Below are 22,263 nucleotides of genomic sequence, written 5' to 3' on the forward strand. Positions count from 1 at the left end.
GGCTGACTTGAGTGCGTCGGTGGTGCGTGCAGCGGTGGCGCGTGGGGTGTCTGGGCTGTTTCTGACGAAGGCGCTGTTCGACGTGCTGGCGGAGGAGGATCCGGCGTGCTTTGCGGGCCTCGGCGAAGTCTGGACGGGTGGTGAGGCGGCGTCCGGTGTGGCGATGGCACGAGTGCTGGAGGCGTGCCCGGAGACCGAGTTGGTGCATGTCTACGGTCCTACGGAGTCCACGACCTTCGCCGTATGCGGGCCGGTCGGCGGTCTCGATGCCGAGGGTGCGGCGGTTCCGCTCGGCGGTCCGATGGACAATACGTCCGCTTACGTTCTCGATGACGCGTTGCAGCCGGCCGGTATCGGGGTTCCCGGCGAGTTGTATCTCGGTGGCGCTGGTCTGGCGCGTGGTTACGACGGCCGGGCCGGGCTGACGGCCGAGCGGTTTGTGGCGGACCCCTTCGGTTCCGGTGGGCGGTTGTATCGGACCGGTGATGTGGTGCGGTGGCAGTCGGACGGTCGGCTGGACTTCCTGGGCCGGAATGACGGTCAGGTGAAGGTGCGGGGCTTCCGTATCGAGCTCGGTGAGATCGAGTCCGTACTGTCACGCTGCCCCGGGGTCGGCCAGGCGAACGTGCTGGCCCGCGAGGACCGTCCGGGGGCGAAGCGGCTGGTCGCCTACCTCGTACCGTCCGGAGACCTGGACATCGCCGACGTACGTGAGTACGCGGCCGGGCTCCTGCCCGAGTACATGGTGCCGTCGGCCTTCGTCGTCCTGGACGCGTTGCCCCTGACCGCCAACGGGAAGGTCGACCGTCGTGCCCTGCCCGCCCCCGACCTGGAGATCGCCGAGGAGTACGTGGCCCCGCGTACCGAGACCGAACGCGCTGTCGCCGCCGTGTGGACCGATGTCCTTGGCATCGAACGGATCGGTGTCCACGACAACTTCTTCTCCCGCGGTGGGGACTCCATTTCCAGCCTTCAGGTGGTCTCCCGCATACGGGATGCCTGCGGGGTGGCGCTGTCGCCGCGCGCCCTTTTCGACCGCCCCACCGTGGCCGGTCTGGCGTCCGTCGTCGACGAAGATGCCTTGTTGTCCGCGACCGCCCTCGGAGGTACGGTCGTCCCCGTTCCCCGGGACGGTGAACTGCCGCTCTCCTTTGCCCAGGAACGGCTTTGGTTCCTCGACGAGTTCGCCAAGAACAGCGTCGAGTACAACGTCGTGGACGCGCTCCGGCTGACCGGCGTTCTCGACATCGACGCACTGCGCTCGGCGGTGTCGGCGCTGGTGGCGCGGCACGAGGCGCTGCGCACCACCTTTGACTCCGTCGAGGGACGCGGGGTGCAGCGGGTCTGTGATGCGGCTGATGCGATGGCGGACGTGGCGTTCCGTACGGCCGAGGTGAGCGACTCGGCCGAGCTGGACGACGTACTGCGTGCGGAGGCCGCGAGACCCTTCGATCTGCGCACCGGTCCGCTGCTACGGGTTCTGCTGCTACGGATGCGGACGCCGGGGGCCCCGTCGAGGCCCGTGCCCCAACCGGCCCCGCAGCCGCAGCCGCAGCCGCAGCCGGAGGCCGGGGACGCCGGCCCCAACGAACGCACCACGCACGTCCTTGTCCTGTCGATGCATCACATCGTCACCGACGGCTGGTCGATGGGTGTGATCACGCGCGAGCTGAGCGCCCTCTACGCCGCCGCGATACGAGGTGTGGATCCCGCCCTCCCCGAACTCCCTGTGCAGTACCCCGACTTCGCCGCCTGGCAGCGTGCCGACGCAGAGGGCCCGCTGACCGGCCAACTCCCTTACTGGCGTGAGCAGCTGGCCGGACTCGAAACGCTTGATCTGCCCGTCGACCGGCCGCGTCCCGCTGTCCGTACACCGGTCGGCGCGCTGCACTCCTTCGATGTCCCCGACGCGCTTGCCCGCCGTCTGCGGGAGGCGGGGCAGGGGCAGGGGCAAGGACAGAGGCAGCCGCAGGGGACAAGTCTGTTCATGACGTTGACGGCCGTCACTCAGCTTCTCCTCTCACGGTGGACCGGGCAGCAGGACATCGCACTGGGTACGGCGGTCGCCGGACGGGAGCGGGCCGAACTGGAGAATCTGGTCGGCTTCTTCGTCAACACTCTCGTGCTGCGCACGCGCGTCGACGAGTCACGTTCCTTCACCGATCTGCTCGCCGAGGCGCGCGAGACGGTCCTTCAGGCCTTTGCGCATCAGGACGTACCGTTCAGCGCCCTGGTGGACGCTCTCGCTCCCGGCCGCGACACCAGTCGCACCCCTCTGGTCCAGGCGATGGTGAGCCTTCAGAACACGCCCGACGAGCCGTTGGACCTGCTCGGCCTTCAGGTGGCTCCGGTGCCGGTGCCCCGCGAGACGGCGCAGTTCGACCTCACCTTCGGTTTCCAGGACCACGACGGGAGCATGGCGGCGGGTATCGAGTACAGCACCGACCTGTTCGACCCCGCGTCCATCGAGCGGCTCGCCCGGCACTGGCTGAACCTGGCGGAGGCGGTGCTCGCGGCTCCGGCCGCGCCGCTGTACGGCATCGACACGCTCGCCGCCATGGAGCGCGAAGCCCTGACGCGCGGGCACAACCGTACGGCGGTCGAGGTGCCGGCGCTCTCCGCCCCGGCTCTGTTCGGGAAGTGGGTGGCGACGACGCCCGGCGCCCCCGCCGTGCTGCGCGCGGACGGTTCCGCGCTCACCTATCGCGAACTGGACGCTCGCGTTGCCCGGTTGGCCGGCCGCCTGCGCGACGCCGGGATCGGTCCGGAGTCGCGCGTCGCCCTCGTACTGCCCCGCTCCGTCGACCAGGTGGTCGCCGTGCTCGCGGTACTCAGGGCGGGGGCGGTGTTCGTTCCGGTGGACCCGTCCTATCCGGCGGACAGGATCGCGTACATCCTCACGGACTCGGGCGCCGAGCTTCTGATCACCCGTAAGGCGAGGGCGACCCAACTGCCTCTCCCCGCCGGGCTTTCGGTCCTCGCGATCGACGTGCCGGAGCCCTCCGTGCCCGCCGCTGAAGCCGGAGCCGGGATGCCGCTCTCCGCCGGGGCCTATGTGATCTATACCTCCGGCTCCACCGGGCGTCCGAAGGGCGTGTTGGTGACCCACTCCGGGCTGGCGAGTCTGGCCGCGACCCAGGCGGAGCGGCTGGGAGCCGGGCCCGGTGCGCGGGTCCTCCAGTTCGCGTCGCCCGGGTTCGACGCCTCTTGGTGGGAACTGTCCATGGCGCTGCTCACCGGCGCGACGCTCGTGGTGGACGAGCCGGACGCCGACCGGGACGCCGAACCGATCAACAGGTCGGACCCGAGGCCGGACGCCGGATCGGACGGGCAGACCTCCGACTGGGGTGCCAGGCTCGGGCCCCTCGTCGCCACGGCGGGCGTCACCCACGCCACACTGCCGCCCGCCCTCGTCGCGGCACTGGACGCGACCGATCTGCCGCCTGTGCTGGTGGTCGCGGGGGAGGCATGCCCTGCCGAAACGGTCGACCGCTGCGCCCCGGGCCGGACGATGATCAACGCGTACGGGCCGACCGAGACCACCGTATGCGCCACGATGAGCACCGAACTCCGCGCGGGCGCCGCCGGGACGCCGCCCATCGGCGCCCCCATCGCCAACACCAGGACCTATGTGCTGGACGCCTGGCTGCGCCCGGTCCCTGTCGGCGTGGCCGGTGAGCTGTACGTTGCCGGGCACGCCCTCGCGCGGGGCTATCTGAACCGTCCCGGGCTGACGGCGGCGAGCTTCGTCGCCGACCCGTTCGGCTCCGGCGAGCGCCTCTACCGCACCGGGGATGTGGTGCGCCGTCGCGCGGACGGCGAACTGGAGTACGTCGGGCGCCGCGACGACCAGCTGAAGGTACGCGGCTTCCGGGTCGAACCCCGCGAGATCGAGAGCGTGTTGGCGCTGCACGAGTCGGTCGGGCAGGTGACGGTCGACGTCCCCTCCGGTGGATCACGACTCGTCGCCTACGTGGTGCCCGCGCCCAAGACCGTGCCCGCGCCCAAGACCGTGCCCGCGCCCAAGACCGTGCCCGTGCCCGCGTCCGCGCCCGGTACGGGGACAGGCACAGGGACGGCGGTTCCCGGCCGCGTGGACCCGGCCGCGCTCCGGGAGCACGCCGCCGCCGCGCTGCCGGACTACATGGTGCCGTCGGCGTTCGTCGTGCTCGACCGTATTCCGCTGAACGCCAACGGGAAGGTCGACCGCGCCGCGCTGCCGGCCCCGGACCCGGCCGCCGACGGCGGGGCCGGATATGTCGCTCCCCGCCCAGGTGTGGAAGAGGTGCTCGCCGGGATCTGGGCCGAGGTGCTGGGTGCCGGACGGGTCGGCACGCACGACAACTTCTTTGATCTCGGCGGCGATTCGATCCTGAGTATCCAGCTCGTCGCCAAGGCGCGCCGCGCGGGAGTGGAGATCTCCTCACGCGATGTGTTCGCCCGGCAGACCGTCGCCGCCCTCGCCGCCGTGGCCACGGCCGGCCGTCCTGTCGGCCCCGAAGTGCGGTCGGAGCAGGGCGAGTTGCATGGCGAGGTCGGAACCACTCCGATCCGCGAGTGGTTCTTCGCCACCCATCCGGTGGACCCGGGGCACTTCGCCATGTCGATGGCCTTCGAGCTGACGGTGGGGGCCGATACGGCGGCCCTGCGCTCCGCCGTAAGCGCGGTGCTCGCCCAGCACGACGCGCTGCGCACCACCTTCACACGTACTGACAGCGAACCCGATCCCGATCTCGATCCCGATACCGAAACCGTCACCGGCCGGATCCTCCCCGTCAGCGGCATCGACATCGACGAGGTGTTCACGGAGTACGACCTGTCCGGCGCGCCCGATCCGGACGCCGCGTGGCAGGAGCTGGCGGCAGGCATCGCGGCCCGGATCCGGCTCGACGACGGGCCGTTGCTACGGGTGGCCCTCGGCCGGCTGGGCGACGGGCGCCGCGCGCGGGTGCAGTTCACCGCGCACCATCTGGTGGTCGACGGCGTCTCCTGGCGCGTCCTGCTGGCCGACATCGAGACCGCGTACGGGCAGGCACTCGCCGGCCGCCGGATCGACCTCGGCCGGAAGACCACCTCCGTACGGCAGTGGGCGGACCGCCTCGCCGCGCATGTCGCGTCCGGTGGCTTCGACGCGCAGACCGGCTACTGGGAATCGGTGCTGGACGGCGCCATGACCGAGCTGCCGGTGGACACGCACGGGGGCACCGACGCGGTCGCCCACTCAGTCGCCCACTCAGCCGCCGATAGTGTCGCCGACGAGGCCGTGGTCATGTGCGCGCTGAGCGCCGAGCAGACCGACGCACTTCTGCACCGCGTGCCCGCCGCGTACCGCACCCGTACGAACGAGGTGCTCCTCGCGGCCCTCGCGCGCACACTGCGCGGCTGGACCGGGCGCGATCGCGTCGCCATCGATCTGGAGGGCCACGGCCGCGAGGAACTCTTCGACGACATCGATCTGACCCGTACCGTCGGGTGGTTCACCTCGCTCTATCCGGTGGCGCTCGCCCTGCCGCCCGGTGAGGAGTGGAGGGGGAGCATCACCTCTGTCAAGGAGCAGCTCCGCGCCGTGCCCGACCGGGGAATCGGCTACGGGGCGCTACGCACTCTCGGCGCATCTGCTGCTCCAGGCGCCCCCGCCACAGCGGCGGACGCGCTCCGCGCGCTGCCCGACCCACGGATCTCCTTCAACTACCACGGCCAGTTCGATGTCGTGGGCCAGGAATACGGCGGACAGGGGGACGGCGGCCGGGGAGGCGACAACGGCCTCTACCGCGCCGAACTCCCCGACGCGGGCGGAGACCGCAGCGGACGCGAGCGCCGCAGTCATCTCCTGGACATCGTCGGCGGAATCCAGGACGGACGGCTGACCTTCGCCTGGACGTACTCGCCGGGGCTGCACCACGAGGAGACGGTACGGCGCCTCGCCGACGCCTTCGCCGACGAACTTGCCGGGTTCGTCGCGCACTGCGCGGAGCCCGGCGCCGGCGGATGCACCCCCGCCGACTTCCCTCTGGTCGACCTCACTCAGGACGAGGTGGACCGGCTCGCCGGGGACGGCCGTGACGTGGAGGATGTCTATCCGCTGACACCGCTCCAGGCCGGAATGCTGTTCCACACCCTCGCCGAACCCGACGCCGCCGCGTATCTGGAGCAGTTCGCCTGCGTGCTCGACGGCGTGACGGACCCCGACGCGCTGGCCCGCGCCTGGCAGCGGGTCGTGGACCAGTCGGACGCGCTGCGGATCTCCGTGGCCTGGCAGGAGGTCGAGCGGCCCGTACAGGTCGTGCACCGCCATGTCCGGCTGCCCGTACGGGTGGTGGACTGGACCGGCTGCCCGGAGGACGAGCGCGCGGCCAAGGTCGCCGAGGCGCTGGCGGACGAATGGGAGCGCGGCCTGGACCTGGGGACGACCCCGCTGACGAGGGTCCTGCTGGCCCGGCTTCCCGGCGGGAAAACGCAGGTGGTCTGGACGTTCCACCATCTGCTGCTCGACGGGTGGAGCAGCGCCGCGCTGCTCTCCGACGTGATCGCCGAGTACGCGTCACTCCACAACGCGCCGGAGGGGACCGTCCCGGCGACGCCGCGCGGCCCGTTCCGCGACTATCTGGCGTGGCTGGCCGACCGCGACCACGCCGAGGGGCGCGCGTACTGGCGCGAACGGCTGGCCGGATTCACCGAGCCGGTGGCGCTGCCGTACGACCGTCCCGCCGCGTGGGCGCACCGCGGCCGGTCCACCGCGCGCGTCGAGGTGCCCCTCACTCCGGCGGCGGCGAGCCGCGCCGCCGGGTTCGCCCGGCGTCATCGGATCACCCTCAACGCCCTTGTCCAGGGCGCCTGGTCGCTGCTCCTCGCGCACCACGGCGGGGTGCGGGACGTGGTGTTCGGGGCCACGGTCTCCGGACGCCCGGCCGAGCTGCCGGGTGCCGAGGAGATCCTCGGGCTGTTCATCAATACCCTGCCGGTACGTGTCGACGTCGACCCGGACCGCCCGCTCGTCGCGTGGCTGCGCGACATCCAGGAGCGGGCCTCCGAGGCCAGACAGCATGAGTACGTGGCGCTGCGCGATGTCGAGAACGAACTCCCGCCGGGTGCGGGCCTTTTCGAGAGTCTGGTGGTGTTCGAGAACTATCCGGTGGACGGTGACGCGGCGGCCAGGCACGGCATCGCGCTGCGCGATGTGGACGCCATCGAGGCCACGAACTACCCGCTCACCCTGATCGCGGGCGCGGCGGCGAGCGCGGGCGCGGCCGAGAACGACGGGCTGAGCATGACGCTGGCGTACGACCCGGGGCTGTTCGACGCCACCACCGCCGACCGGCTGGCCGCCCATCTCGCCCGGATGGTGGAGGAGTTGGCCGCCGTCCCGGACCGCGTGCTGGGCGACATCGCACCCCTCTCGGCGTACGAGTCGCTGCGCGCGGCCCGCTGGGGCATGGGCGTGGCGGCGCCACAGCCACAGCCGCTGGGGGAGTGGTTCGCCCGGCGTGCGACGGAGCACCCCGACGCCCCTGCCGTGGCCTGTGGCGGTGAGGAGCTGTCGTACCGGGAACTGGACCGGCGGGCGAACCGGCTGGCCCGGCTCCTGCGCGCCCGCGGCGTACGCGGAGAATCGCCGGTCGCGGTGCTCCTGCCGAAGTCGGTGGAGTGGGTTGTCGCGGTCCTCGCGGTCGTACGCGCCGGCGGCGTCTACGTACCGGTGGATCCGGCGTGGCCGACGGACCGGCTGCGGTACGTTCTCGAAGACTGCGGCGCCGGCGTTCTTCTGACGGATCGTCAGCATGCACGCGGAATGCCGGCGGGTGTCGGCGCGGCCTTGCTCGTGGCCGTGGACGACCCTGCGGTGGCTGAGGAGTTGTCCCTGCTCCCCGTCCTGCCCCCTCGGGTCGCGGTGCCTGTGACGGCCGCGGCGTACGTGATCTACACCTCGGGATCTACTGGGCGGCCGAAGGGCGTCGTCGTGCCGCACACCGGACTCACCTCGCTGGCCGCGTCGCTGGCCGACGGCTGCGCGGCCGACGGATCCGCCCGGGTCCTCCAGCTCGCGTCGCCGGGTTTCGACGCCTCCGTACTGGAACTGCTGCTGGCGTTCGGCGGCGGGGGCACGCTCGTACTGCCGTCGTCCGACGGGCCGTTGGCCGGGGAAGAGCTGGCCAGCGTACTGGAGGAGGGCCGGGTGACCCATGCGCTGGTGCCGCCGACCGTCCTCGGCAGCATCCCGCAGGGGCGCGCGCCGGAGCTGCGGACGCTGCTCGCGGGCGGCGAGGCGTGCGGCCCGGACCTGGTGGAGCGCTGGGCCGTTGGCGGCAGAACGATGGTGAACGCCTACGGTCCGACCGAGACCACGGTCGTCGCGACGATGAGCGGCGCGCTCGCGCCCGGCGGGACCCCGCCGATCGGCGGGCCGGTGTCGGGGGCCGCTGTGTCCGTACTCGACGGGCGGCTGCGGCCGGTGCCGGTGGGCGTGCCCGGCGAGATCTATGTGGCGGGTGCCGTGGTGGCCCGGGGATATCTGGGACGGCCGGGACTGACGGCCTCCCGGTTCGTGGCCGACCCTTCCGGCGGCGGCCGGCTGTACCGTACGGGCGACCTGGCGCGCTGGCGGTCCGACGGGCAACTGGAGTACGTCGGACGCGCCGACGACCAGGTGAAGGTGCGGGGCCTGCGGATCGAGCTGGGAGAGATCGAGGCGGTCCTCGCCCGGCACGAGTCGGTCGCACGGGCGGCGGTAACGGTGCGCGAGGACCGGCCGGGCGTCAAACGGATCGTCGCGTACGTGGTGCCCGAGCCGGGGAGCGCGTACGTGGTCCCCGAGCGGCGAACGGACGCAGCGCCGGGGACCCTGCGGGCAACGGCACCCCAGCCCCTGCCGGACGCCGTGCCGGAGACCCCGCCGCAAGCCCCGTCGCCGGAGGCGCTGCGCGCCTTCGCGGGCGCCTCGCTGCCGGAGTACATGCTGCCCACCGCCTTCGTCACCCTGCCCGAGCTGCCGGTCAACGCCAGCGGCAAGATCGACCGCGCCGCGCTGCCGGCGCCCGGCCCGGCCGCCGACCGGGCCCCGCACACCCCGCCCCGTACGGAGACCGAACGCACCCTGTGCCGGATCTGGGCGGATGTCCTCGGAACCGACCAAGTCGGCGTCCACGACAGCTTCTTCGAGCTGGGCGGCGATTCGATCCTGAGCATCCAGGTGGTCTCGCGGGCGCGTCGCGCCGGTCTTGAGCTGTACTCCCGGGACGTGTTCGTGGGACAGACGGTGGCCGGTCTGGCGGCGGAGATGGACGCCGCCCGCGACTCCGCCACCCCCGCTCCGGTCGGCGAGGATTCCGAGGCCGGGCCGTTGCCGCCCACCCCCGTCGCGGAGTGGTTCTTCGCGACGCACACCACAGCCCCGGCCCACTTCGACATGACGATGTCGTTCGAACTCGCCCCCGACGCAAGGGAATCGGCCTTGCGCCGGGCAGTGGCGGTGCTGCTCACGCGGCACGGCATGCTGCGCGCGGTCTTCGCGCCGAACAGCGCGGGGGGCTGGTCGGGACGCATCCTGGAACCCGAACACATCGGCGAGGGAGCGGTGTTCACCGTCCACGAGCTGGCCGGCGCGGCCGATCCCGAGGCGCGGTGGGACTCGCTGGTCCGCGACGTACAGGCGGGGTTCCGGCTTGAGACAGGGCCGCTCTTCCGCGTGCTGTTCGGGACGCGCGGCCCCGGCCGGGCTCCCTGGCTCACGGTCGTCGCGCATCATCTCGTGGTCGACGGCGTCTCCTGGCGCATACTGCTGGACGATCTCGAAGCGGCCTACGCGCAGGCCCTGGCCGGGGAGCCCGTCCTACCGCGGCCGAGGACCTCGTCCGTACGGCAGTGGGCGGAACGCCTCGCCGAGCGGGTCGCCGACGGCGGGTTCGACGCGCAGCTCGACCACTGGCGATCGGTCACCGACCCCGCCGCCGTGCCCATCCCCGTGGACCGGCCCGGGGCGCCCAACACCGGCGCGGAACTGGACGCGGTGGCGAGGACGTTGAGCACCGAGCAGACACACGCGCTGCTGAATCTCGCCCCTGGCCGCTACCGCACACAGATCAATGACGTGCTCCTCGCGGCGCTCGCGCGCGTGCTCGCCGCCTGGACAGGCCGGGACCGTACCGTCGTCAACCTGGAGAGCCACGGACGCGAGGATCTGTTCGAGGACATCGATCTCTCCGGGACGGTCGGCTGGTTCACCGCGATTCATCCGGTGGCGCTGGAGGCCACGGCGGACGCTGACTGGGACGAGACGATCAGATCGGTCAAGCGGCAGCTGCGGGCGGTTCCGGACCACGGCGTCGGCTACGGCGCGCTGCGCGCGCTCAGCGCCCCGGACACACCCGGTCGGGCGCTCGCCTCCGAAGTCGCGCGGGAGCCACGCATCAGCTTCAACTACCTCGGCCGGTTCGATGTCGTGGGTACGGGTACGGGTACGGGTACGGGTACGGGCGGTCGCCGGGGCGCCGACGACGGGCTGATCCGCTCCGAACTGAACCTCGCCGGACGGGACTTCAGCCTGGACGAGCAGCGCCCGCACTTGATCGACGTGGGCGCGGTGGTGCAGGACGGCCGGCTGACCGTCACCTGGTCGTACTCGTCGGCCATGTACGCGCGCGAGACGGTGGACGGGCTGGCGACCGCCTACGCGCGGGCGCTCGGGGAGATCGCGGACCGAAGCGCGGAGGGCTGATGCGTGGAGACGCCGAGACGGGGGGAGCGGCTGGCAGCGGCGAACCGCCGAAGAGGGGTGGTCGGTGCGTACTTGGGGCAGGACCCGGCGCCGGTCAGGTTGGTCCGCGAGCCGTGCCGGTCCTGCGGCGGTCCGCACCCTCGACTACGTAGGTACGGGTATGGGTACGGGTACAGGCGGAAGGGCAGGCGCGACGGCCGTTCAGGCACCTGCGACCGCCGTTCAGGCACCCGCGGCAGCGGTTCAGGCACCCGCGGGCGGCTCAGGCACCCGCGGCGGCTCAGGCACCCGCCGCGTCGGACCGTTCCGCGCGGCGCAGCAGCAGCGCGGCGAGCAGTCCGCCCGCCAGTACCGCGACCGCGCCCACCAGCTGACTGGTCTCCAGGCCCGAAGCGAAGCCCTCCGCGACACGCCGCTTCTCCTCCGCGTCATGCGCGGCGGCGAGCGCCGTCGGCAGCGACGCCGCGCCCACCGCTCCCGGAACGAGGGCAGCGAAGCGGGAGTTGAGCACCGCCCCCAGGGTTGCCACACCAAGCCCGTTGCCGAACTCGCCGAGCGTGCCATTGACGCCCGCGCCCACACCCGCCTTCTCCGGCGGGATCGCGCTCATGATCGCGTTGGCCATGGCCGGCGAGGCGAGCGCGATACCGGCTCCCATGACGACCAGACCGAGCAGCATCCCGGAGTACGCGTGTCCGCCGAGCAGCGCGATCGCGGCGAGACCTGCGGCGAGCATGCTCATCCCGGTGGCGATGGTGACCGGAGTGCCGAGCTTGGGCAGCAGCCGGGCGCCCACGCCCGCGACATTGAGCGCTACCACGGTCAGTGCCAGCGGCGCCGTACGCAGACCCGCCTCCAACGGACCGTATCCCAGCACGAATTGGAGATGCTGGGTGAGCAGGAACAGCGAGCCGCCCATCCCGAAGGCGATGAGCACCGCGCCCGCGACCGCCCCGACGAAGCGCTGGTTGCGGAAGAAGCGCATGTCCAGCATGGGGTACGGGATCCGGAGCTCCCAGAACACGAACCAGGCCAGGACGACCAGCCCGATGCTCGCGGAGGTGGCCACATGCCCGGACGCCCAGCCGTGTTCGGGGCCGGAGATGATCGCGTACACGACGCCTGTCATCCCGATGGTGGAGAGCAGCGCCCCGAGCAGATCGGGCCGGTCGCCCTCCTTGGTCTTCGATTCCGGTACGAGAGCGATGACCGCGGCCAGGCCCATCACCGCGACGGGGATATTGATGAGGAAGATCGCGCCCCACCAGAAGTGGTCCAGCATGACACCGCCGACCAGCGGGCCCACGGCGAATCCGAGCGAATTGACGGTCGCCCAGAGGGCGATGGCCCTGACCCGTTCCGTCTCGTCGAAGATCTGCACGACGACGGCGAGCGTGGTCGTGATCAGCAGCGCGCCACCGACCCCCATCCCGGCACGCGCAGCGATCAACTGCGCGGTGGAATCGGCGAGTCCGGCGACCAGCGAGCCGATGCCGAACAGTGCCAGGCCCGCGATCAGCATCTTCTTGCGGCCGTAGCGGTCCGCGGCGCTGCCCGCGGTGAGCAGCAGGCCCGACTGGACCAGCGAGTACGCGTTGATCATCCACTGCACGTCCGTCGTGGACGCGTCCAGCTCCCTGGTGAGGGAGGGGATCGCGACATTCAGCACGGTGTTGTCGAGCAGCACGGTGAGCTGGGCGAGACAGATGACGCCGAGGATGAGCCAGCGCTGTGGATGACCCGTGGGCGCCTTGCCGGCTTCGGTGGTCGTCGCCGTCATACAGTCCTGCCTTCTGGTCCAGTTGTCCTGCCGACCCGGAACGGGGGACACCACGGGCGCGGAACCGCGCCGCCGGCCCACACTCCTGGAACCGTGCGCAGCCGGGCAAGGAGTTTTCGCACTGCCCGAAACGCGCCCGGCCGCGCGACCGCGTCTCCCTTCGCCCGATCGAAGTCCGATCGAAGTCCGATCGAAGTCCGACCGAAAGCCGACCGAAGGTCGATCGAACGCAGGTCGAACGCCGGTCGAAGCGCCGAGCGGGCCCCGCATAGGGTGGGGGGATGCAGGAGCAGTACCGAACCGTCGCCCGCGCGGGCGTGCACGAGACCGAGATCAACCGGTCGCGCTTCATCTGCGCGCTGGCGCCCGTGGCGACGGAGGAGGAGGCGCAGGAGTTCGTCGCGCGCGTCCGCAAGGCGCACCCGACGGCCACGCACAACTGCTTCGCGTATGTGATCGGCGCCGACGCCTCCGTACAGAAGGCCAGTGACGACGGCGAGCCCGGCGGTACGGCGGGGGCGCCGATGCTCCAGATGCTGATGCGACGTGAGGTGCGCTACACCGCCGCGGTGGTGACCCGCTACTACGGCGGGGTCAAGCTCGGCGCGGGCGGTCTGATCAGGGCGTACGGGGGCGTGGTGGGCGAGGCCCTGGACGCCGTCGGCACCCTCACCCGGCAGCGCTTCCGGCTGGCGACCGTCACTGTCGACCACCAGCGCGCGGGCCGGCTGGAGAACGATCTGCGGGCGACCGGGCGTGTGGTGCGGGACGTACGGTACGCCGAGGCGGTGACGATCGAGATCGGCCTGCCGGACTCGGAGGTACCGGCGTTCCGCGCGTGGCTGGCTGATACGACGGCGGGGACCGCCGTGCTGGAGCTCGGCGGAGAAGCCTTTGCCTGACATGTGCAACATGCGTGATATGCCCCGCATCTGCCGCCCTCTGGAGGGCCAGTCTTGAGGATTCTGCACACGTCGGACTGGCATCTCGGGCGGTCGTTCCACCGCGTGAGCATGCTCGACGCCCAGGCCGCGTTCCTCGACCATCTCGTGACCACGGCACGTGACCGCGACGTGGACGCCGTCGTCGTCGCGGGCGATGTCTACGACCGGGCCGTGCCACCGCTCAGCGCGGTGGAGCTGTTCGACCGGGCCCTGCACCGTCTCGCCGACGCCGGCGTGCCGACGGTGATGATCTCCGGGAACCATGACTCGGCCCGCAGGCTCGGCGTCCTCGCCGGTCTGGTGGAGCGCGCGGGGATCCATCTGCGGACCGACCCGGCCGGCTGCGCCACTCCCGTCCTGCTGAAGGACGCGCACGGCGAGGTGGCCTTCTACGGACTGCCGTATCTTGAACCGGCCCTGGTACGGGGCGAGTTCAAGGTCTCCAAGGCCGGCCACGAGACGGTGCTCGGCGCCGCGATGGAGCGGGTACGGGCCGATCTCGCGGAACGCGGTGCGGGCACCCGCTCCGTCGTCCTCGCGCACGCGTTCGTCGCGGGCGGCGCGCCCAGCGACAGCGAGCGGGACATCACCGTGGGCGGTGTGGCGGCCGTGCCCACCGGAATCTTCGACGGTGTCGACTATGTCGCCCTGGGGCATCTGCACGGCGCCCAGACCCTCACCGAGCGCGTCCGTTACGCGGGCTCGCCGCTCGCGTACTCCTTCTCGGAGACCACACACCGCAAGACGATGTGGCTGGTGGAGCTGGGGCCGGAGGGCGAGATCGAAGCCGAGCGGATCGACTGTCCGGTGCCGCGCGCCCTGGCCAGGATCCGGGGCACGCTGGACGAACTGCTCGACGATCCGGGGCTCGCGCGTCACGAGGAGTCATGGGTCGAGGCGACCCTGACCGATCCGGTACGCCCCGCCGAACCCATGGCCCGGCTCGCCGAGCGCTTCCCGTACACACTCAGCCTTGTCTTCGACCCGGAGCGGGGGGACGACGACCCGCTCTCCTCCTACGCCCAGCGCCTCGCGGGCCGTACCGACCAGCAGATCGCGGAGGACTTCGTGGCGCATGTACGCGGCGGATCGGGGCCCGACGAGCCCGAACGCGGGGTGCTGCGCACCGCCTTCGAGGATGTACGGGTCGACGCGACGGTGCGCGAGGTGACCCCGTGAGGCTGCACCGGCTGACCATCACCGCCTTCGGGCCCTTCGCCGCCACCGAGGAAGTGGACTTCGACGCGCTCTGCGCCGCCGGGCTCTTTCTGCTGCACGGCCCGACCGGCGCGGGGAAGACCTCCGTGCTCGACGCGGTCTGCTACGCGCTGTACGGCGCCGTGCCGGGCGCCCGCCAGAGCCCCGGGGCCACGCTCCGCAGCGATCACGCGCCCGTCGGGACCCCCACCGAGATCGGCCTCGATCTGACCGTGGGCGGCCGGCGGCTGGAGATCGTCCGGCGGCCCGCTCAGCTCCGGCCGAAGAAGCGGACGAAGGGATTCACCACCGAGAAGGCACAGACCTGGCTGCGCGAGTACGACGCGGAGAGCGGCACATGGCGGGCGCTGAGCCGCTCCCACCAGGAGATCGGCGAGGAGATCGGCCAGCTGCTCGGGATGAGCAGGGATCAGTTCTGCCAGGTGGTGCTGCTGCCCCAGGGCGACTTCGCCCGCTTTCTGCGCGCCGACGCCGAGGCGCGCGGCAAACTCCTCGGCAAGCTCTTCGACACCCGCAGGTTCGCCGCGGTCGAGGAACGCCTCGCCGAGCTGCGGCGCGCCGCCGAGCACCGGGTGCGCGCGGGTGACGACCGGCTTCTCGCCGTCGCGCAGCGCCTCGCCCAGGAGGCTGGCGACCGTACGGCGTCGTCTCCGGGCAACCGCACGGCGCCGCCCCTGGGCGACCTCACCTCGCCGCCCCTGCCCGAACTGCGGCCGGGTGACGCGGGGTTCGCCGGGGCCGTCCTGGAGTGGGCGGCGGTCATCCGCACCGGCGCCCATGAGTGGTCCGACATCACGGAATCCGCCCTCACCGCCGCCGAGAGCCGCGCGTCGGCCGCCCGGCAAGCGCTGGACGCCGAGCGTGAACTGGCCGCGCTGCAACAGCGGTTCGCGGATACGCGGCGCCGCGCCGAGGCGCTGGAGGAACAGCGCTCCGAGCACGAGCGGGCGCGGGCCGGGCTGGAGCGCTCCCACAAGGCGGAGTTGGTCGCGCCGGCGCTCTCGCTGCGTGCCGAAGCGGAACAGGCACACCGCTCCGCCACCACCGAGTACGCGCGCACCCGCACGCTGCTGCCCACCGGTCTCACCGACGCCGGAGCGGAACAACTCGCCGCGCTGGAAGGGAATCTGCGCCAGGAACTGGGCGCGCTCGACGCCGCCCGGCGCGCCGAACACCGCGACACCGAGATCACGGCCGAGCGCGCCGATCTGGACCGGCAGGCGCGGGCCGACGACGAGGTCCTCCAGGAAGCGGCCGACTGGCTCGCCGGGTGGGAGTCCCGACGCGGCGCCCTCCAGGACCGTATCGAGGCCGCGCAGGAGGCGGCGACCCGCGCCGAACAGCTCGCCGGACAACTCGACCCCGCGCGCCGGCGGCTCGACGCGGCCCGCAGCCGCGACACCCTCGAAGCGGCGGCCTCCGAGGCCGGGCGGCACCTCAACTCGGCCCGGGAGCACGCCAATACGGCGCATGAGCACTGGCTCGACCTGCGCGGACGACGGCTGGCCGGCATGGCCGCCGAGCTGGCCGCCCGGCTCGTCGACGGCGAACCGTGCGCGGTCTGCGGCTCCGCCGCGCATCCCGGCCCCGCGCTCGCCACCGACGGCCATGTCGACCCCGCGGTGGAGGACACGGCGCTGGAGGCGTACCGGAACGCCGTCGAGGCCCGCGGGCGCGCCGAGCGTGAGCACGCGGCGATACGGGAGCGACACGCGGCGGCCCGCGCGGCGGCCGGTGAGTCGAGCGTGGCCGAACTCGCCGCGCTCACCGAGCGGCTGGACCGGGAGCACACCGAGGCGCGCCGCGTCGCCGCCGGTACGCACGCGGCCCGCGAGGCCCTGGGCCGTGCTGAGCGTGAGTACGAGGACCGGCTCACCGCACAGCGCGAGGCCGAACGCCGCGTCGCCGCCCGTACCTCGCGGCGTGATGCCCTCGAACGCGAACAGAGTGCGCTGCAAGCCGAGTTGAGCCGTGCCCGGGGAGGCGCGAGCAGTGTCGCCGAGCGTGCCGCGCAGTTGGCGGACCGGGCCGGCCGGCTCGCCGAGGCCGCCGAGGCGGTACGGGCCGTCGACACCACCGCGCTCCGCCTCAAGGAGGCCGACGGCCGGCTCGCGTCCGCCGCCTTCCGGGCCGGTTTCGACACCCCGGAAGCCGCCGCGGACGCCCTGCTCACCGACACCGGCCGGCGCGTACTCCAGCACCGGCTGGACGACTGGCGGGCCGAGGCCGCCGCGGTCGCCGACCGGCTCGCGGAACCACAGGCCCGGGCCGCCGCGGATCACCCGCCCGCCAGGACCGAGGACGCGGAGGCGGCCCACGACGCCGCCGAACGCGCCCTGCGCGACGCGTCGTCCGCCGCCACCACCGCCCGGAGCCGCCGCACCGAGCTGGCCAGACTCTCCCGGCTGGCCGAGGCCGAGGTACGCGCACTCGGCCCGGTGCGCGAGGAGTACGACAGGGTGGCCCGCCTCGCCGGTCTCACCGCGGGCACCTCCACCGACAACGAGCGCAGGATGCGCCTGGAGTCCTACGTCCTGGCGGCCCGCCTCGAACAGGTCGCGGCGGCGGCCACCGTACGGCTCCAGCGCATGTCCTCCGGCCGCTACGCCCTGGTCCACTCCGACGCCAGAACGGGCGGGCAGCGGCGCTCCGGGCTCGGGCTCCAGGTCATCGACGCCTGGACCGGCAGCGCCCGCGACACCTCGACACTCTCCGGCGGCGAGACCTTCTTCGCGTCCCTCGCCCTCGCGCTCGGCCTCGCGGATGTCGTCACCGATGAGGCCGGTGGCGTACGGCTGGACACCCTCTTCATCGACGAGGGCTTCGGCAGTCTGGACGACCAGACGCTGGACGAGGTCCTGGACGTGCTGGACTCGCTCCGGGAGCGCGACCGCAGCGTCGGCATCGTCAGCCACGTCGCCGACCTGCGCCGCCGTATCCCCACCCAGCTGGAGATCGTCAAGGACCGGCACGGCTCGGCGATCCGACAGGGGACACAGGGATCCCCCTGAGGAGAAAACCGTATGGACAGCGGGCCCCCCGCACACCAGGATCGTTACCCATGCCCGCACTTGAACCCCCCGCCCCCGAAGCGCTCCGCCGTGACCCGCTGCCGCTGCGCGGCCGAACCGCGCTGGTCACCGGTGCCAGCCGGCGCGGCGGCATCGGATACGCGGTCGCCCGGCGTCTCGTGGCGTACGGCGCGAGCGTGTATCTCCATCACCATGTGCCGCACGACGCCGGCCGGCCCTGGGGCGCCGATCCGGACGGTCCGGAAGCCGTCGCCGCCGCCGTACGGGAGGCGCGCGCGGATCCGGAGGCGCGGGTGGTGCACGGACCCGCCGATCTGTCCGGGGCCGAGGCGCCCGCCGCGCTGATCGCCACCGCCGCGGAAGCGCTCGGCGGGCGGCTCGACATCCTGGTCGCCAATCACGCGCTCAGCGGCCAGGACGGCACACTCGACACCATCGACGCGGCGATGCTCGACGCCCACTGGGCGGTCGACACCCGGTCGGTGATCCTGCTCATTCAGGCCTACGCCCGGCGGCGCGCGACGCTGCCCGGCCGTACGCCCGGCGGCCGGGTCATGATGATGACGTCCGGTCAGGACATCGCGGGCGGGATGCCGGGAGAGATCGCGTACGGTCTGGCCAAGGGCGCAATCGCCTCCGCGACCCGCTCGCTGGCCACCTCGCTCGCGGAGCAGGCGGTGACGGTCAACACCCTCAACCCCGGGCCCGTCGACACGGGTTACCTGACCGGGGCGGCGTACGAGGAGATCGCGGCGATGTTCCCGGCCGGCCGCTGGGGGATGCCCGACGACCCGGCCCGGCTGATCGCCTGGCTGGCCACCGACGAGGCCGAATGGATCACCGGTCAGGTCATCGACTCCGAGGGCGGACTCCGCCGCTGACCGGAGCCGCCGAGAGCCCCGGCTTCCGGCCGACGGCGGCCGGGCTCATGTCTCTCGACTGAGCCCGGCCACCCCTCCCCTCCACAGGTCAGAGTTTCGACAGCTCGTCCACCAGATCGTCGAGGCCCAGCGAGCCCTGCGACAGCGCCGCCATGTGCCACGCCTTCGCGTCGAACGCGTCGCCGTGTGCCCTGCGGGCGTTCTCACGGCCGAGCAGCCAGGCACGCTCGCCCAGCTTGTAGCCGATCGCCTGGGCCGGCATCGACAGATAGCGGGTCAGCTCGCTCTCCACGAAGTCCGCGGGCCGGCCGCTGTGGTTCCCGAAGAACTCCTGCGCCAGCTCGGGCGTCCAGCGCTCGCCCGGGTGGAACGGCGAGTCCGCCGGGATCTCCAGCTCCAGATGCATACCGATGTCCACGATCACCCGGCAGGCGCGCATCATCTGCGCGTCCAGGTAACCGAGCCTGCGCTCCGCGTCCGGCAGGAAGCCCAGCTCGTCCATGAGCCGCTCCGCGTAGAGCGCCCAGCCCTCCGCGTTGGCGCTGACCTGGCCGACCGAGGCCTGGTAGCGGGAGAGCTGATCGGCGACATGCGTCCACTGCGCGATCTGCAGATGGTGGCCGGGGACGCCCTCGTGGTACCAGGTCGACACCAGGTCGTACACCGGGAAGCGGGTCTCGCCCATGGTCGGCAGCCATGTGCGGCCGGGGCGCGAGAAGTCCTCGGAAGGGCCCGTGTAGTACGGGGCCGCCGCGCCGCCCGGCGGGGCGATCCGGGACTCCACGCGCCGTACCCGCTCGGCGAGTTCGAAGTGGGTGCCGTCGAGCGCGTCGATGGCCTCGTCCATCAGTTTCTGGAGCCAGACCCTGACCTCGTCGACCCCCTCGATGTGCTCCCCGTGCTCGTCGAGATGGGCGAGCGCCTCCCAGGGGCCCGCGCCCGGCAGGATCTTCTCGGCCTCGGTCGTCATCTCGGCGCGCAGCCGGTGGTATTCGGACCAGCCGTACGCGTACGCCTCGTCCAGATCCAGATCGGTGCCGTTGAAGTACCGCGACCAGCGGGCGTAACGCTCCCGGCCCACGGTGTCCGGGGCGCCCTCGACGGCGGGCGCGTACACCTCGCGCATCCAGTCCCGCAGCTCCGCGAGCGCGGCGGTGGCGGAGCGCGCGGCGGCGTCCAGTTCCGTACGGAGGGAGTCGGGACCGGCGGAGACGAAGTCCTCGAACCAGCCGCGCTCCTCGCCCACCCACTCCGTCAGCTGCTCGATGAAGGTCGCGGTGGGCCGGGGACCGCCCAGCAGCTCGCGCTCCAGGCCCAGGGCGAGCGACTCCCGGTATCCGGCCAGCGCGGCGGGCACGGCACGCAGCCGCTCGGCGATCGCCGACCAGTCCTCGTCCGTCTCGGCCGGGGTCAGCGGGAACGCGTCGCGGAGATGGTGCACGGGCGAGTGGATGTTGCTGACCAGCCGCAGCCCCTCATCGGCGTCATGGACGGCGAGTTCGGCCGTCAGACGCTCACGCAGCAGCCGGCCGCAGCGCCGCTCGGCATCGCTGTCCGCGCCCGGCAGCGTTTCGGCCACATCGAGCCGGGCGAGGGTCGCCCGGCCGAGATCGGCGACAGCCTGCTGTCCGGCCGGGGAGAAGTCGGGCAGGCGACGGGAGCTCTCCGCGACGCCCAGATAGGTTCCGGTGATCGGATCGAGTTCGATGAGTGCGTCGACGTAGGCGTCGGCGACCTGGCGGGGCAGCGCGCTGCCGGATGTGTCTGACATGCGGACATCCTCTCCGAGAGAGAACTCCGCGTCACATCCCTGGTGTCCGGCGGACCTGCCGGATTGGCCGATGACGATGGCCTCGGGGACCGCGGTCCTCGTGCCGGAAAACCAACCGGGGCTCGGCACGGGAGACTTCGGGCCGCGAGGTGAATTCGTCCGGTACCAGCCGTCGCGGATCGGCTCTGTCCGCCACCGACGCATGGACCGGAGAGCCGTCCGGGCCGGTCGGCTCCCGGCGGCGTGCTCCGGCGGGAAGGGGGAGCAGGGCCATGGGACCTCCGCCGATTTTGGCTGGATCATGACGTAGCAGATGCCCGGACCCGCCCGGAATCCCCCAGGACCCGCCCGGAATCCCCCCGGACCCGCCCGGAACCCGCCCGGCCCGGTCACCCCGCCGGTCACCTGGTCCGGGCAGGTCCGTTACCCAGCGCTCAGCGATCGGCCTGCTCGTGGTCGAACATCTCCGAGTCGCCGTACGGAGGCAGCACCCGCGCGGTCGTCGGCTCCAGCCGGGCCGTGATGACCAGCGTTCCTTCGTCGATCTGGTAGTCCAGCGGCAGACCGAGATCCCGCATGGTCGCGACCATGCCCGTGTTGGACGCCTGCGTGACGGCGTACACGCTGCCGCACCGGGCCTCGACGGCGAGCGCCACGAGCCTGCCCAGCAGTTCGGAACCGATACCGCGCCGCTGCCAGGCGTCCTCGACGATCAGCGCCACCTCGGTCTCGTCGCCGTCCCAGAGCAGATGGCCGAGGGCGACGAGCCGGCCGGATTCCGTCTCGACCGCGAGCGTACGTCCGAAGCGCGGGCTGAGCAGATGGTTCAGATAGCGGTCGGCGTCCCCGACCGGGCCGTGGTACCGCAGGCCCAGCGTCCGTGCGGAGCAGCGGGCGTGCATGGCGAGCGCGGCGTCGAGGTCGCCGCGGTCGGCGCGGCGGATGGTGATCTCCTCGCCCTCGGGCAGCGTGAGCACATCCTGGCTGCGGGGGATACGCGGGCCGAGCCGGGCGTCCAGCTCGACCAGCGCCCGGGCCCGCGCGAACTCGGTCGGGGTGAAGGGCAGATACGGGCGTTCGACGATGATGCTGCCGCCGTGCGGGTCGTTCAGCCGCATCTCCGTTCCGTCCAGTACCCCTTCGACCGGCGCGCTCTCGTCGGCGGAACGGTCGCCGAGGGATCCGGCGGGCCGGGAGCGGATCGTGCAGCGCCCGAGCAACTGGCGCAGCGAGAGCGGCAGTTCGGCGGCGTCCAGGGCCGTACGGGTGGCGAGGCCGAGCACCCGGGTCGGGGTGTCCACCAGATCGTGCGCGTCGGCGCGCTCGATCCAGGTACTGCTGCCGCCCGCGGCCGAGATCTCGCGGGTGAGGTCCTTCGCCTGGAGCACGGACGGGGCGCGCAGCAGGAACTCGTCGACCGTGCCGTCGGCCAGCGGATGGGTCTGGAGGGTGAGGATGTCGACATGGTGCGTGGCGAAGGCGGTGCACAGCGCGGCGAGACTGCCCGGCTCGTCCCGCACGGTGGTCCGCATCCGCCAGAGCGTCGTCTCCACCGGTTCGGCCGGGGCCGCGCCCTCCCGCGTGTCCGGTGCCGGCGGGGCCGGGCTGCCGGACGGCGGAGGGGCATGACCGTGCCTTCGTGCCCACCATGTGTGGAACATGGCCGTGGCGATCAGCGCCACGGCGGAGGCGACCAGCAGGAACGCTCCGTCGGGTCCATGGGCGATCATGTTCGCCAGGGCATCGGCGACAGCCACGGCGGTGAACAGGGCGGCCAGTTCAACGAGGTCCCGCCGCCAGTGGTGCGGGCGGCGGACACTCTTCGCGGAAGTCACATTGGTCATGACCTCACTCTGACGGAATGGTGTTGCGTGATCACGAACGGTGTGTGACTGATGGGTTAAGTATGGATCTGTTCCCTTTTGG

At 72.2% G+C, this 22,263-nt stretch carries 8 protein-coding genes; 5 read left to right on the forward strand and 3 right to left on the reverse strand.

Annotated features, from left to right (window positions below; translation table 11 throughout):
* On the forward strand, window positions 1-10,711 hold a 10,711-nt coding region (locus IF11_RS0134920), incomplete at its 5' end, for a non-ribosomal peptide synthetase (RefSeq protein WP_030355833.1).
* 280 nt (window positions 10,712-10,991) lie between these two features.
* Here IF11_RS0134920 and IF11_RS0134925 read toward each other — a convergent pair.
* Window positions 10,992-12,491, reverse strand: a complete 1,500-nt coding sequence (locus IF11_RS0134925; protein ID WP_030355834.1) for an MFS transporter — start codon at window positions 12,489-12,491, stop codon at window positions 10,992-10,994.
* Between the two features lie 281 nt (window positions 12,492-12,772).
* Here IF11_RS0134925 and IF11_RS0134930 point away from each other — a divergent pair, with 281 nt between their 5' ends.
* Genes IF11_RS0134930 through IF11_RS0134945 form a run of 4 tightly spaced genes read left to right on the forward strand, consistent with a single transcriptional unit; the run spans window position 12,773 to window position 18,566 of the window.
* Window positions 12,773-13,393 carry a YigZ family protein gene (locus IF11_RS0134930; protein WP_030355835.1) on the forward strand — a complete coding sequence of 207 codons (621 nt, stop codon included), beginning with the start codon at window positions 12,773-12,775 and terminating at the stop codon, window positions 13,391-13,393.
* A gap of 54 nt (window positions 13,394-13,447) precedes the next feature.
* Window positions 13,448-14,614 (forward strand): exonuclease SbcCD subunit D, encoded by a 1,167-nt coding sequence (locus IF11_RS0134935; protein ID WP_030355836.1) that lies wholly within the window; start codon window positions 13,448-13,450, stop codon window positions 14,612-14,614.
* Window positions 14,611-17,664: an AAA family ATPase gene (locus IF11_RS0134940; RefSeq protein WP_030355837.1), complete on the forward strand. Its 3,054-nt coding sequence runs from the start codon at window positions 14,611-14,613 to the stop codon at window positions 17,662-17,664. The genes IF11_RS0134935 and IF11_RS0134940 overlap by 4 nt, the downstream gene beginning before the upstream one ends.
* Window positions 17,665-17,714: 50 nt before the next feature.
* Window positions 17,715-18,566: an SDR family oxidoreductase gene (locus IF11_RS0134945; protein ID WP_030355838.1), complete on the forward strand. Its 852-nt coding sequence runs from the start codon at window positions 17,715-17,717 to the stop codon at window positions 18,564-18,566.
* Between the two features lie 88 nt (window positions 18,567-18,654).
* Here the strand turns inward: IF11_RS0134945 and IF11_RS0134950 are convergent, their stop codons facing one another.
* Together IF11_RS0134950 and IF11_RS0134960 are read right to left on the reverse strand one after the other, a co-directional pair.
* Window positions 18,655-20,337, reverse strand: coding sequence for a DUF885 domain-containing protein (locus IF11_RS0134950; protein WP_030355839.1), 1,683 nt, complete (start codon window positions 20,335-20,337; stop codon window positions 18,655-18,657).
* A 434-nt stretch (window positions 20,338-20,771) separates the two neighbouring features.
* Window positions 20,772-22,181, reverse strand: coding sequence for a GNAT family N-acetyltransferase (locus IF11_RS0134960; protein ID WP_078491080.1), 1,410 nt, complete (start codon window positions 22,179-22,181; stop codon window positions 20,772-20,774).
* Window positions 22,182-22,263: the final 82 nt, after the last annotated feature.

Source organism: Streptomyces scopuliridis RB72, assembly GCF_000718095.1.
Lineage (GTDB): Bacteria > Actinomycetota > Actinomycetes > Streptomycetales > Streptomycetaceae > Streptomyces > Streptomyces scopuliridis.